The organism is Arcicella sp. BE140 (assembly GCF_031456255.1).
Taxonomy (GTDB): domain Bacteria; phylum Bacteroidota; class Bacteroidia; order Cytophagales; family Spirosomataceae; genus Arcicella; species Arcicella aquatica.
Map to the genome: position 1 here is coordinate 136,369 of NZ_JAVDUE010000015.1, position 14,763 is coordinate 151,131.

13 protein-coding genes are annotated in these 14,763 nt (G+C 32.7%); all 13 read left to right on the forward strand.

What is annotated here, in order from left to right:
• The first annotated feature begins 181 nt into the window (after positions 1 to 181).
• The 13 genes from J2Y60_RS19070 (at position 182) to J2Y60_RS19130 (ending at position 14,335) form a co-directional block, all read left to right on the forward strand.
• Positions 182 to 1,918 carry a tetratricopeptide repeat protein gene (locus J2Y60_RS19070; protein WP_309959248.1) on the forward strand — a complete coding sequence of 579 codons (1,737 nt, stop codon included), beginning with the start codon at positions 182 to 184 and terminating at the stop codon, positions 1,916 to 1,918.
• Positions 1,919 to 1,959: 41 nt separating this feature from the next.
• The gene (locus J2Y60_RS19075) at positions 1,960 to 2,805 is read left to right on the forward strand and encodes a DUF4292 domain-containing protein (RefSeq protein WP_309922595.1); all 846 of its coding nucleotides are present in this window, start codon (positions 1,960 to 1,962) and stop codon (positions 2,803 to 2,805) included.
• A gap of 15 nt (positions 2,806 to 2,820) precedes the next feature.
• Positions 2,821 to 4,113: a peptidoglycan DD-metalloendopeptidase family protein gene (locus J2Y60_RS19080; protein WP_309922598.1), complete on the forward strand. Its 1,293-nt coding sequence runs from the start codon at positions 2,821 to 2,823 to the stop codon at positions 4,111 to 4,113.
• Positions 4,114 to 4,378: 265 nt separating this feature from the next.
• The gene (locus J2Y60_RS19085) at positions 4,379 to 5,068 is read left to right on the forward strand and encodes a tetratricopeptide repeat protein (protein WP_309922600.1); all 690 of its coding nucleotides are present in this window, start codon (positions 4,379 to 4,381) and stop codon (positions 5,066 to 5,068) included.
• 147 nt (positions 5,069 to 5,215) lie between these two features.
• A complete protein-coding gene (gene ribH, locus J2Y60_RS19090; RefSeq protein WP_309922602.1) occupies positions 5,216 to 5,692 on the forward strand; it encodes a 6,7-dimethyl-8-ribityllumazine synthase in 477 nt (158 codons plus the stop codon).
• A gap of 65 nt (positions 5,693 to 5,757) precedes the next feature.
• Positions 5,758 to 5,994 (forward strand): DUF2281 domain-containing protein, encoded by a 237-nt coding sequence (locus J2Y60_RS19095; RefSeq protein ID WP_309922603.1) that lies wholly within the window; start codon positions 5,758 to 5,760, stop codon positions 5,992 to 5,994.
• A gap of 233 nt (positions 5,995 to 6,227) precedes the next feature.
• Positions 6,228 to 7,586: an aspartate kinase gene (locus J2Y60_RS19100; protein WP_309922606.1), complete on the forward strand. Its 1,359-nt coding sequence runs from the start codon at positions 6,228 to 6,230 to the stop codon at positions 7,584 to 7,586.
• A 126-nt stretch (positions 7,587 to 7,712) separates the two neighbouring features.
• Positions 7,713 to 8,990, forward strand: a complete 1,278-nt coding sequence (gene serS / locus J2Y60_RS19105) for a serine--tRNA ligase (protein ID WP_309922609.1) — start codon at positions 7,713 to 7,715, stop codon at positions 8,988 to 8,990.
• 116 nt (positions 8,991 to 9,106) lie between these two features.
• On the forward strand, positions 9,107 to 9,826 hold the full coding sequence (locus J2Y60_RS19110; protein ID WP_309922612.1) for a LytTR family DNA-binding domain-containing protein: 720 nt from the start codon (positions 9,107 to 9,109) through the stop codon (positions 9,824 to 9,826).
• Position 9,827: 1 nt separating this feature from the next.
• Positions 9,828 to 10,937, forward strand: a complete 1,110-nt coding sequence (locus J2Y60_RS19115) for a histidine kinase (protein ID WP_309922614.1) — start codon at positions 9,828 to 9,830, stop codon at positions 10,935 to 10,937.
• On the forward strand, positions 10,937 to 12,034 hold the full coding sequence (locus tag J2Y60_RS19120; protein ID WP_309922617.1) for a histidine kinase: 1,098 nt from the start codon (positions 10,937 to 10,939) through the stop codon (positions 12,032 to 12,034). Before J2Y60_RS19115 ends, J2Y60_RS19120 begins: the two co-directional genes overlap by 1 nt.
• A gap of 22 nt (positions 12,035 to 12,056) precedes the next feature.
• Positions 12,057 to 13,154 carry a histidine kinase gene (locus tag J2Y60_RS19125; RefSeq protein WP_309922620.1) on the forward strand — a complete coding sequence of 366 codons (1,098 nt, stop codon included), beginning with the start codon at positions 12,057 to 12,059 and terminating at the stop codon, positions 13,152 to 13,154.
• 89 nt (positions 13,155 to 13,243) lie between these two features.
• On the forward strand, positions 13,244 to 14,335 hold the full coding sequence (locus J2Y60_RS19130) for a histidine kinase (RefSeq protein WP_309922623.1): 1,092 nt from the start codon (positions 13,244 to 13,246) through the stop codon (positions 14,333 to 14,335).
• Positions 14,336 to 14,763 lie beyond the last annotated feature (428 nt).

Below are 14,763 nucleotides of genomic sequence, written 5' to 3' on the forward strand. Positions count from 1 at the left end.
ATATACCTAATTACAACATTATTCGTTAGTAGGCTTGAAACTAAATTGCATTTAATTCTTTAAGGCAATTTAGTTTCAAGAACGACTTAAACAGATTTTCCTTAACTTTGAAGAACGGAAAATACTGATACAGACAAAATTGTCTTAGAAATATTTTTTTCTTCAATCTGCTACATATTAAATGATGAATTTTAATCTTCGATATTTTTTTTCAATACTGGCTACTTTATTAATAATTAGTCAGTTTTCGTATGCCCAAAAACGTGAATCTTCTAAGAAAAAAGAAGAGCAATCGAAAGCTCAATTACTTGAAGCAGAATCGTTTTTTACCGAAGGAATGAAATTCTATATGATGGAAGACTACGACAAAGCTGTTGAATTTTATGAAAAGGCTCTTGCTATCGTACCTGATAACAGCGGAATTTTGTATGCTTTGTCTAATAATTATCAAAAATTAAAAGACGAAAACAAGGCTATTTTATACGCTGAAAAAGCATTTCAACTGAATAACGAAAACGAAGCCTATGGAGAGTTATTGGCAGACTTGTATGTAAGAAAACAAAAATATGATGCAGCAGCAAGAGTTTACCAAAACCTGATTGCCCTGAATCCTTCAAAATCTGAATTCTATGTAGCACAAGCAGCCGTTTATATTTTTGATAATCACTTTGATGAGGCATTGAAAGCGTATAGCCGAGCTGAAAAAATCATCGGTATTAATGAAGAAATTACGCGTCAGAAACAGATGGTTTTGGTGAAAATAGGTAAGGTAGATGAAGCCATTAAAGAAGGCGAAAAATTGATTTTATCCGACCCAGAAGAGATTGATTACAACATAGACCAAGCAGAATTGCTGATGTCGAACAAGCGTAATGACCAAGCTATTCCTTATCTGGAGAAAATTCTGAAAATGAATCCTGAAAATGCACAGGCTCATATTATGTTGGCACAGTTGTATCAGGAAAAAGGAGAAATTGATAAATGTAATCGTGAGTTAGAATTAGCTTTTGCCGATGCCAGTCTTGATGCTACCACCAAGGCTCGTATCCTGATTGGCTATATGAACATGGCCAAAGATGAAAAATCAAAACAAACAGCATTTAATTTGGTGAAGGTATTGATTAAGGCTAATCCACAAGACCCAAAATCTCATGCTATTTATGGTGATTTGCTTTTTCAAAAAGGTGACGAGAAATCAGCCAGAGATGAATATGTAAAAGCAGCTAGGCTGGATAAATCTATCAATGAAGTTTGGGGAAATATCATCAACATTGATTTTAAGTTAAGACAAATAGACAGTGCCATTGTTCATAGTGAAGAAGCCATAGAGGTATTTCCAAATCAATCTGCATTTTGGTACTTGAATGGTTCGGCATATTATCAAAAAAGAAATCATAATAAAGCGGCAGAGTCGTTAGAAGAAGCTAGACGATTAACACCCACAAATTCTGAGTTATATCAGCACATCAATGCGCTGTTGGGCGATACTTATAATAGTTTAAGCAAATATCAGAAGTCGGATGAAGCCTATGAAGCTGCCCTGAAAGCTGACCCCAACAATGACCATGTACTGAATAACTATAGTTATTTCCTATCTTTAAGAAAAGATAAACTGGAATTAGCCGCCGAAATGGGTGCAAGACTGGTGGAAAAACATCCAGACAATGGTACGTATTTGGATACGTACGCCTGGGTACTTTATGTGATGAAGGACTATAACAAGGCTAGAATCTATTTAGAAAGAGCCGTTGTTCAGAATAAAAGTAATAGTGGTACAATTGTGGAACATTATGGTGATGTGCTTTTTCAATTAGGTGAAAAAGAAAAAGCTGTAGAACAGTGGAAAAAAGCTAAAACCATAGGCACAACCAGTACATTAATTGACAAAAAAATCGCAGAAATGAAATTAATAGAATAAAATTTATAATCCTTAAGCTATTAATTTCCTAATCTTAAAATATGAAACATTACTCATTAATACTCTTAGCGTTTACATTTTTTATTGCTTCTTGTAAACGTCAACATATCAATAAAACCTCCGATGCTTCGTCTATTGATTCATTAAAAGTAGCTGATACGAAGCCAGTAATTGATTCTCTGACTACCATACCATCCTCTAAACCAGAAGTAGCTATAACAGAGGACGAAAAAGTTAAAATAGACGAGATTGATTTTAAATACTTAAAAGCAAAAGCAAAAGTTTCATACAAATCGCCCAATGATAACCAAAGCTTTACTGTTGATATCAGAATGCGTAAAGACAGTTTAATTTGGATGAACGTATCAGCATTTGGTATTACTGTGGCTACAGCACTTTTCAACGATAGTCTCGTAAAGCTTTATGATAAATATCATGGCGAATATAAAGAATATACTTATAATGATTTTGCGGAAAAATTCAATTTCAATGTAAGCTATGATATTTTGCAAGCGTTGGTAGTGGGGAATCGTCCCTTCAAAAAAAATAAATCGAGAGTAGTTCGTAGCAATGAATACTTCTTATTAAAACAAGAAGAAAACAAAGTATTGATAGATAATTATATTGGCGAAAATAAAAAGCTAAAAAAAATCTTGCTTACACAAGAAGATACAAGTAATAAACTAACTTTAGACTTTGATGACTTTACAACATTGAATCAGTTTTTGTTTCCTCAATCAAGTTTAATCACTTTAGATTATCAGTCGAAGGAAGATCAAAAAATGTATCAAACCGTTGTTAATATCAAGCACACAAAGGTTGAATTATTAGACACTCCGCTGGAATTTCCATTTAGAGTACCCGAAAAGCTTTTAAATAAAAATTAAAACTTTATCAAAAAGTTGAATTTACATATCAGTAATCATCAAGCAGCCCTAAAATTCGTTTCAGGACTGCTTCTTGTTTCGTTATATTTCATTCCAAATCTATCACTTGCACAAAATTCAACCCTTGCTAAAAGGAAAAAGTTGGAGGCTGCAAAGCAAGAGAACATGCAGAAGATTCAGGAAATCAATAAAATTATTGAAAAAACTGAACAGAAAAAAGAGGCAAGTGTTGGTAAACTTAATGCCTTAGGAGAAAGAATTGATAAACAAGCCAAACAGATTGACATCATTTCAGAGAATCAGCAATTACTTCAAAATGAAGCCGAAGAACTAAAAAAGGCTACAGGGAAACTCTCGGGAAATCTTGAAGAATTAAAGGCAGAATATGCAAAAATGGTTTTTACAGCGGCCAAAACCAGCAATAAAGTCAACAAGCTAAGTTTTTTGTTTTCTTCTGCAAATTTCAATCAACTGATTCGTCGTTATAAATATCTTCAACAATATTCTTCAGCACGCGAAAAACAAGCAGTTTTAATACAACAAGTACGTTCGGAATTATTGACAGAACAAGTGAAAATCTTGCAAAAGAAACAAGAACAAGATGCTGTTTTGCGTGAAAAAATTACAGAAACTCAAAATTTACAAGTATTAAAAGGTAAGCAGACAGAAGTAGTTACGGAGTTAAGCCAGAAAGAAAAAAGCCTAAGGGCACAATTAGAAGCTAATAAAAAAGTAGTAGAACGCTTAGAGACGATGATTGCCAAGATTGTAGAGCGTGAAATAAAACGCTCGCAAGAACGTGAGCAATTAGCCAATAGACGTAATCAAAACAAGAAGCCCGTTATTACTTCAAATAGAAAAGCCATTGCGCTGAATGTGGAGGAAACAAGATTGGCCAGTTCTTTTTCGGCATTACGGGGCAGAATGCCTTGGCCAGTTAATTCTGGCTTTATTTCTAGCCGTTTTGGAGTACACAATCACCCCGTTTTGAAAGGAGTCAGGACAAACAATAATGGTATTGATATACAAACAAGCGCAGGCAATGATGTAAACGTGGTTTATGAAGGCGTTGTACAGTCGGTAGTTTCTATTCCGGGAACTTATATGGTTGTAGCGATTCAACATGGCGATTATTTTACCATTTATAGTAAATTATCTAACGTAACAGTAAGAAATGGGCAAAAGGTAGGTGCTGGGCAAAAAGTAGGTGAGGTTGCCTCTGATACTGATGGTACTTCGGAGCTAAATTTTCAAGTTTGGAAAACTTTTGATAAGCAAAATCCAGAAAACTGGCTTCGTCAGAAATAGGTATTGTATATAGATTCGATAGAAAAAACATAGAATCAGGACAAAATGTTTCCTTAAAAACTGCTTAAAATCCTTATTTTTTTATACTTTTGAAATTAGGCTTGAAAAGATTACACAAAAACCTTTAAAGTTCCAAGAGATTTCCTAATTTTGCAATCCGATTTTGAAGCTAGTAAAAAATGATTAGTTATTTGCTTTGTAAACTCATTATCAATTCATTATACAAGGATAAATAACCGACAACAAATAAAGATAAAAACCAACAATGACAAAGAAAGACGAAAAAACGCCACTTGATTTTTTGGAAACTGCTGATGGCTTAAAAAGCGAATTAGAGCATGACATTCATAAAGTTCAAGCGACTGTTGAAAAAAACAAAGGCGTAGTTTATGGTGTAGCAGGTATATTGGTAGTGGCGATATTAGGTTATTTTGGCTACAAATATTACTTAACGACACAAGACGAAGCAGGACAAGCAAAATTATTTAATGCTGTTTATAAATTTGAAGCAGACTCAAATAAGGTAGCTGCTAAAGAATTAGGTAAAATTGCTGAGGATTTTGGTGGAAATACTGGAAACTTAGCAAGTTTCTATGCAGGTGTTGCGAATTTAAAAGAAGGTAAATTTGATGCGGCTATTGATCAGTTAAAATCATTCAGTAGCTCAGATTTATTGGTGCAGGCTCGTGCCTATTCTTTAATTGGAGATGCTTATACAGAAAAGAAAGCATATAGCGATGCTATAACATATTATAAAAAAGCTGCTGAATATAAGGCTAACAAATTCTTCACGCCTACATATTTAATGAAATTGGCTGCTGCTTACGAAGCAAACAACGAACAAAAAGAGGCGTTGGCTGTTTATACTGAAATTGTAGACAAATATGCAGAGTCGTCTGAATCCATCAACGCTAAGAAGTATAAAGCGGTGTTAGAAGGCTCTGTCTCAGAATAAAGGAATCAATAAAATATTGATACAAGAGGGATAAGAGCATAAGTTCTTATCCCTTTTTTTATAGCTTATTAGTTTTAAACTTTCGTACATCCGCTTTAATCAGTAAATATTTATCCTTACTTTTTAGAGCCAATAGCAAATATTAAAATGTCTTCAGCACATAAAAATCTAAGTATTTTTTCCACAGAAAACTTACCAGACGTAAGTGATAAAAAGTTTGCCCTTGTGGTGGCAGAGTGGAATGAAGAAATTACTAATGCCTTGGCAGCGGGCGCTCATAAAACGCTTTTAGCCTACGGAGCAAAAGAAGAAAACGTAATAAGAGTAAACGTTCCGGGAAGCTATGAATTAACGTTTGCAGCCCAGAAGATGGCACAAAAAGCAGAAATTGATGCGGTAATTTGTATAGGATGCGTGATTCAGGGCGAAACCAAACATAATGACTATATCAATAACGCCGTAGCCCAAGGACTTACTACCGTAAGCTTAAAATATGATAAACCTGTTATCTTTGGTGTACTTACGCCCAATACAGAACAGCAGGCATTAGACCGTGCAGGAGGAATCCACGGGAATAAAGGTGATGAAGCTGCCATTACGGCTGTGAAAATGTTGGCGTTTTAGGGAATATAAGGATAAGGAGTATTTTAAATTGTCAGAGAATTTTAGCACATTTTAACAATAAAATTATGCTACAAGCCATCGAATTTCCGACCGTTCTTACGGATAATCAACACATTGATATTCCGAGTAATCTTTGTTCTCAGCTCAAAGCAAATCAATCCGTTAGGGTGATTGTTTTGGTAACCAACGATGTTGAAGAAACTCCTAAGAAAAAACGACAATTAGGTATTTTAGCAGGAAAAATTTCAATTCCTGATGATTTTGATGAGCCTTTAGAGGACTTAAATGAATATATGTATTGATATGAAAAAATATCTTATTAATACTCATATTCTTATTTGGGCCTTATAGAATAACCCTAAGCTCTCTAATAAACTGAAACAAATATTAGAGGATGACAATAATGCTATGTTGGTCAGTCAAGAATAGCTACCACTTTTCAAGAACAGATTTCATTGATTTCTGCTGATGAAAAGTTCAAAAACTATCAATCTCAAATACAAATCATTGATAATCAATAATTAAAGAAGAAAAAATGCAAGTCTGGAAATTTGGGGGAACTTCCGTTGGGAAGCCCGAGCGAATGCACTCAATTAAAAATTTGATTACTGAAGACGGTAATCGTAAAATTGTCGTTTTGTCTGCCCTTTCGGGTACTACAAACGCTTTAATTTCTATCGGAGAGTCCTTGAAGGCAAACAATGATGCAGAAGCTACTGAAAAAATCAACGAGTTGTTTGCACATTACGAAACTTTTATCAAGGAGCTTTATAGTACAGAAGCTGGTTATGCTGAAGGGAAAGCAATTATTGAAAAAGAATTTTCGTTTATTCGTTCTTTAGAAAGTATCAAACCATTTTCGATAAAACAAGAAAAGGAAATTGTAGCAGAAGGTGAATTGCTTTCTACCCAAATGTTCGAAGCATATTTGCGTGAACAAGGTATTAGCGCAGCTTTATTACCAGCGTTAGACTTTATGCTCATTGATGCAGACAACGAACCTGTATTGAAATTTACGGAAGAAAAATTAGGTGCTATTCTCTCACAATTGACAGACAAGCAAATCTTTATTACACAAGGGTTTATCTGTAGAAACCCACGTGGAGAAGTAGATAACTTAAAAAGAGGTGGTTCAGACTATACAGCATCATTAATCGGTGGTGCCATTGTAGCGGAGGAAGTACAAATCTGGACGGATATTGATGGAATGCATAACAACGACCCACGTATCGTAAAGAAGACCTTCCCTATCCGTGAATTGACCTTTGAAGAAGCAGCCGAATTAGCCTATTTTGGAGCAAAAATTTTGCACCCAAGTACGATTACTCCTGCTAAAATGAAAGGTGTTCCTGTTCGTTTAAAAAACACGATGGAACCAGCAGCCTTTGGTACTTTGATTGCTGACAAGACATCCGACCGTGAAATTAAAGCCATTGCTGCTAAAGATAATTTAACAGCCATTTACATTCACTCAACCCGAATGTTAAATGCTTATGGTTTCTTGCGTAGAGTATTTGAGGTATTCGAAAAATACAAAACGCCTGTTGATATGATTACGACTTCGGAGGTATCTGTCTCGGTAACCATTGATAACGACGAGCATTTAGAGGAAATCATGGCTGAATTACGTCAATTTGCAGACTTAGAAGAATGTGACAAAGACCAGACTATCGTTTGTATCGTTGGAAACTTCTCGGCAGATAAAGAAGGTATTGCCTTGAAAGTATTAGAAGCAATGAAAAACATTCCAATCAGAATGATTTGCTATGGTGCTTCCGAGCATAACATTACTTTGTTAATTCACGGCAAAAATAAAGCTGCGGCTTTAAATGCTTTGAATGAACGTTGTTTTTTATATGAAGATGCGATGAAAGATATTTTCTCCGCTCCTTAATTATAACGACATTGCTTAATAGCCGTGTTGTGAAACCTGTTTCCAGCACGGCTATTTTTTTTATCTTTGTGGAAACATACAAGGTACTAATTCAAAGAATAGCACATTGATATTTAGAAAAAACTTATGTTACAAATACAACAAATTAAAGAAAACAAAGCCACTACGATTGAGGGCTTACAACGTAAATACTTCAAGGATGCTGAAGAAATCGTTGAGAAAGTATTAGCATTAGACGAGAAGCGTCGTGAAACACAAGTTGAATTAGATACTACCCTAGCAAAATCAAATGCCCTTGCCAAAGAAATTGGGGGATTGATGAAAGCGGGTAAGAAAGAGGAAGCTGAAACAGCCAAAGCTGAGACTAGTGCTTTGAAAGTTCGTTCTAAAGAATTGGAAGAAGTATTGAAAAATACCGAAACTGACTTATATGAAGTATTAGTTACTTTGCCCAACTTGCCTCATAGCAGTGTTCCAGCTGGAAAAACACCTGAGGAAAACGAAGTTGTATTGGAAAATGGAGCAATCCCTACTTTACCAGAGAATGCACAACCTCACTGGGACTTAATTAAAAAATATGACATCATTGATTTTGAATTAGGTAATAAAATCACAGGTGCTGGCTTTCCTGTTTATAAAGGAAAAGGTGCTAGAATTCAGCGTGCTTTGATTAATTTCTTCCTAGACGAAGCCATTAATGCAGGTTATACCGAAATTCAACCTCCGATTTTGATTAATAAAGAATCTGGATTTGGTACTGGTCAGTTGCCTGATAAAGACGGGCAAATGTATCATGCAACGGAGGATGATTTGTTCCTTATTCCTACGGCTGAAGTACCTATTACCAATATGTACCGTGATGTAATTTTACAAGAAACAGATTTACCTATCAAGAATGCAGGTTACACACCATGTTTCCGTCGCGAAGCAGGGTCTTGGGGTGCTCATGTTCGTGGGTTGAACCGTTTACATCAATTCGACAAAATTGAGATTGTACGCATCGAGAAACCTGAAAACTCATACAATGCTTTAGAAGAAATGTCATTACACGTACAAAGCATTCTTCAAAAGTTAGAGCTTCCATACAGGGTATTACGCTTATGTGGAGGCGATATGAGCTTTACATCTGCCCTTACTTATGACATGGAAGTTTGGTCTGCTGCACAAGGTCGTTGGTTAGAAGTAAGTTCAGTATCAAACTTTGAAACCTACCAAGCTAACCGTTTAAAATTAAGAATGAAAACTGAAGGCAAATCTAAATCTCAGTTATTACATACACTTAATGGCTCTGCATTGGCTTTACCTCGTATTTTAGCAGCCATTTTGGAGAATAATCAAACTGAAACAGGCATTAAAATACCAAAAGTATTGGTGCCTTATTGCGGCTTTGAAGAGATTGCTTAATCTCAAACACTTTCCAAATTACCTTTTATAGTCATGATTTTAATAATCATGACTATAAAAAATTACGCTATTAAAGTTAAATAAGCCACTAATTAATCTACTTGAACCTTAAACGTATGAAGACCCTCCGTTGCATTGTTCTTGAAGATGAAGAACCTGCTCAAAACCTTATCAAAAATTATTTATCTCGAATTCAGTCGATAGAACTCCTTCAAGTTTTTGATAATGCCATTGAAGCCTCTAATTTTCTAGCTCACCAAGTCGTTGATTTGATTATTACTGATATATCAATGCCTCATTTATCTGGACTAGATTTTATCAGGATGCTCTCACCAAGTCCACACATAATTATCATGACAGCCCATGCCGATTATGCATTAGAAAGCTATGATTTGGATGTAATTGATTATCTGAAAAAGCCCATTTCTTTTGATCGATTTCAAAAATCGATTGAAAAGGTACAACGTCTATATAGCTTTACAGATAGTGAAGACAAACATGCATCTTCAGAAACCATGGTGTATGTAAAAGAAGGCAGTAAGATGATAAAAGTAAATTTTAATGATATTATTTATGTAGAAGGACTGAGAGATTATATCAAAATTATCACTGATGCAGACCGCCCAATTGTTACCCATATTACCATGAAAAAGATGGTGGAGATTCTACCTGCTCAAAGTTTTATGAGAGTACATAAATCTTATATAATCGCAACTGATAAAATCACATCAATTGATAGTAGCAATAGTTTGATAGAACTCAAAAACAATATCATGATTCCAATGGGACAAAACTATAAAGAAACACTAATGAGTAAGATTAAACCTATTAATTAATATGGAAAAAATCACCGAATTATTTTTAAAAATTTATCCTATTGAGGGTGTATCTGTTAAGAGAAGAATTTTATTGCATTGTATTTTTTGGGGAATGATGTCTATGGGGTTGTGGAAAGTATGGACGTTACCTACTTCAGACTTAAGGTTCAGTTTTATAATTGTCTTGTACATAGTAGTTATTAGTATGATTTATTTCTACTTAATAATGTATAAAATAATTCCACTTTGGGAGAATAATTATCGACATAAATATTTAGCTACACTCATAGGTATAATTGTACTAATTGTTAGTATAGGTATTATGTTTCGTATTAGGACTCAATTTATTTTTGATAATCATTTAGATAACTATTTAATAAAAGATACAAAAACAACCCTTATACAATTGGAAAAAAAATACAAAGATTATATGTATATTTTTAAATACCCTTCGTTTCTTTTTATAAACATAATAGGGATTTTGCTTAACACCTTACCAGCCTTCTTTATTAAACTTACTCATTCTCTAATCAAAAACATTTCCGAAAAAAAACAAATTGAGATTGACTATTTAAGGTCTCAAATCAACCCTCACTTTTTAACCAATACCCTTAATAATATTTACAGCCTTTCTGTTAAGGATGATAAACGTAATAGCGATGCCATTTTATCTTTGTCTAGTTTGTTAGATTATGTTCTGTACGAAGCGAATCAACCAACCATCAGTCTAGAAAAGGAAGTAAGTTTCCTCTCTAACTTTATTGAGTTAGAAAAGATGAGAAATACGAAAAGACTTCAAGTAAGCTTTGAAGTTGAAGGAAATATACATGGGAATATTCCTCCAATGTTACTTATTACTTTTGTCGAAAATGCCTTCAAGCATAGTATTGGAGACTTATTTTCAAACTGTTTTATCAACATATTACTTAAGGTTGATAATGGTAAGCTATACTTTGAGGTACAAAATAGCAAATCAAATCTCATTGCCAATAGCCATAAAAAGACTTTTGGAGGTATTGGTCTAACCAATGTAAAAAAACGGTTGGCAACTCTGTTTCCTGATACTCATTCTCTACAAATTGAGAACAAGGAAGATTTATACATCGTTAAATTAAAATTAAAATATTGATGAAAAAGATTGCAGAGTTATTTTTAAAAATATATCCTATTGAAAGGATATCGGCTAAAAGGCGAATGCTATTGCATTGCATTTTTTGGGCGATAAACTTTGTATTTGTGTGGATAACCTGTCACAATAATCATACTGGTTTAGCTTTCAATTTTATTACAATTTCTTATTTCATAATTCTTGATATAATCTATTTCTACATAATAACTTATGTTATTATTCCACTGTGGTCAAATTATCATAAGTATAAGTATATTATTACTATTTTATGCATTGCTGCATTAATATTATGTCTATTTGTTCTTTTTTACATTAGAGTTCAATTTATTTTTGATAATAATCTGACACAAGGTTCTAAAGTAGATTTTAGCTATTTGAAAAGATTTTACAACGATTATACTTATCTTTTTAAATCTGGACAGATTACTTCTGCAATACTTGGAATATTTCTTACCGCTTTACCTGCTTTCTTTATTAAACTTACTCGTTCATTAGCCAAGAGCTTTTCCGAAAAAAAGCAAACAGAAATTGACTACTTAAGGTCTCAAATAAATCCGCATTTTTTAACGAATACCCTTAATAATATTTACAGTCTTTCTGTTACGGATGATAAACGAAATAGTGATGCCATTTTATCTTTATCCAGTTTGTTAGATTATGTCCTGTACGAAGCTAATCAACCTACTATCAGCCTTGAAAAGGAAGTAAGTTTTCTCTCTAATTTTATTGAGCTAGAAAAAATGAGGAATACTAAAAGACTTCAAGTAAGCTTTGAAATCCAAGGAGATATTCATGGAAGCATTCCTCCAATGATTCTTATTACTTTTGTCGAAAATGCCTTCAAGCATAGTATTGGAGACTTATTTTCAAACTGCTTTATCAAAATACTTCTTAAGGTTGACAATGAGAAGCTATACTTTGAAGTAGAAAATAGCAAATCTAATCTACCTATCAATAATCAAAGAAAAACATTCGGAGGAATTGGTTTAACAAATGTAAAAAAACGATTAGCTACCCTTTCTCCTGAGACTCATTCCCTTCAAATAAAAAATGAAGAGAACGTATATGTTGTTAAATTACAATTAGAGCTAATGTAAAAGATTAAACCTATTAATTAATATGGAAAAAATTACTGAGTTGTTTTTAAAAATTTATCCTATTGAGGGGGTATCTGTTAAGAGAAGAGTTTTACTGCATTGTATTTTTTGGGTGATTATGTTTATCGGTTTGTGGGAAATCGTAAATGTTTCACAAACAGGAATCTTCTTTAATTTTCTTTTAACTTCATACTTCATAATTACTTCCGTAATTCTCTTCTACTTAAGTGTATATATATGTACTCAATTATGGGAAAATAATTATAAATATAAATACTTGGCTACAATTCTATGTGCAATAATCTTTGTAATTAGTTTGGTAATTGTTTTTAATCTTAGAGTTCAATTAATCTTTAATTATGACTTACTTAAAGGCGTTAAAGTAAACTCCAGTTATTTAGTTAAATTCTATAATAACTTTTGGTTTATATTTGAGTCTGGCTACATCATTTCAAGTATTTTTAGTACTTTTTTTTATACTTTACCCGCTTTCTTTATCAAACTCACTCACTCTTTAGTCAAAAATATCTCTGAAAAAAAACAACTTGAGATTGATTATTTAAGGTCTCAAATTAATCCTCACTTTTTAACCAATACCCTCAATAATATTTACAGTCTTTCTGTTAAGGATGATAAACGTAATAGCGATGCCATTTTATCTTTATCTAGTTTGTTAGACTATGTTCTTTACGAAGCTAATCAACCAACCATCAGCCTAGAAAAAGAAGTACTTTTCCTCTCAAATTTTATTGAGCTAGAAAAAATGAGGAATACTAATAGGCTACAAGTAAGCTTTGAAGTAGAAGGAGATATTCATGGAAGCATTCCTCCAATGATTCTTATTACTTTTGTCGAAAATGCCTTTAAGCACTGTATTGGAGATTTGTATTCAAACTGCTTTATCAACATATTCCTTAAAATTGATGAGGATATCCTATACTTTGAGGTACAAAATAGCAAATCAAATCTCATTGCCAATAGCCACAAAAAGACTTTTGGAGGTATTGGTCTAACTAATGTAAAAAAACGATTGGCAACTCTTTTTCCAAACACTCATTCTCTTCAAATAAAAAATGAAGAGAACGTATATACAGTCGATTTACAATTAGGATTAGTATGAATATAAAATATGGACATTAATGGTAGTTAAGCAATTATGATAGCTTTATATAAAACCGCGATTGAGCAAGATTAAATTTATCAATTAATATGAAAAATATTTCTAGTCTATTTTTAAAAATTTATCCTATTGAGGATATATCAACCCGTCGAAGAATTTTATTACATAGTATCTTTTGGTTAATAATGTTTATAAGTATATGGAAAGCTCTTGTGATTCCAATAACTGGCTTTTATTTCAATTTCACCTCTATTTCTTATTATATAATTGTTGATGCAATATTTTTTTACATTACTGTGTATTTGGTTTTTCCATTATGGAGCAATAAATATAAATACTTGATTACAATTATATGTATCGTAATATTTGTAATTAGTTTCATAATTATTTTTAATATAAGGGCGCGATTAATACTTAACTATGATTTACTCAAAGGGCTTAATATAGACCTCAGTTTTTTAAATAATTGTTATAATAACTTTTGGTTTATATTGGAATCTGGGCTCTTTATTTCGCACATACTCAAAACACTTCCTTATGCTCTCCCTGCCTTCTCTATTAAACTTATTCGTTTATTAGTCAAAAACTACTCTGAAAAAAAACAACTTGAAATTGACTACTTAAGGTCTCAAATCAATCCGCATTTTTTAACGAATACCCTTAATAATATTTACAGTCTTTCTGTTACGGATGATAAACGAAATAGTGATGCCATTTTATCTTTGTCTAGTTTGTTAGATTATGTCCTGTACGAAGCTAATCAACCAACCATCAGCTTGGAAAAGGAAGTAAGTTTCCTCACTAATTTTATTGAGCTAGAAAAAATGAGGAATACTAAAAGACTTCAAGTAAGCTTTGAAATCCAAGGAGATATTCATGGAAGCATTCCTCCAATGATTCTTATTACTTTTGTCGAAAATGCCTTCAAGCATAGTATTGGAGACTTATTTTCAAACTGTTTTATCAACATATTACTTAAGGTTGAAAATGAGAAGCTATACTTTGAGGTACAAAATAGCAAGTCAAATATCATTGACAATAACAATAAAAAGACTTTTGGAGGTATAGGTCTAACCAATGTAAAAAAACGGTTGTCAACTCTTTTTCCAAACACTCATTCCCTTCAAATAAAAAATGAAGAGAACGTATATACAGTAGATTTACAATTAGGATTAATGTAGAATACCACGCATATTTTGTCGAAAAGTTAATATGATTTGTCGATTACAAAATTTTCATGATTTCTTTTATGGCAAATTTGTACAAGAAATTATTTACACCCTTTTATTACTAACAGACAATACACCAATCTTCAAGATACCTACTAACACCTTAAATCATTTACATAACGAAGCTTACGAAAGATAAAGTTATGTCTCAAAACTTAGGGGTCAATTTAGTTTTTCAATTAATCATTGGCCTATACACCTATTATTAGATTTGTGATTTTGTGGCATTATTAGTCATAAAATCACAAATCTTTTTTTAAGAATACTTCTCTTCAATATTACGGAGGCTTTCCTTGAAAATTATTTTTAGATATTGATTTAGAATAAAATCCACTCATATTCTGGGTGGATTTTTCATTTCACCTAAGGTGATTTATTTA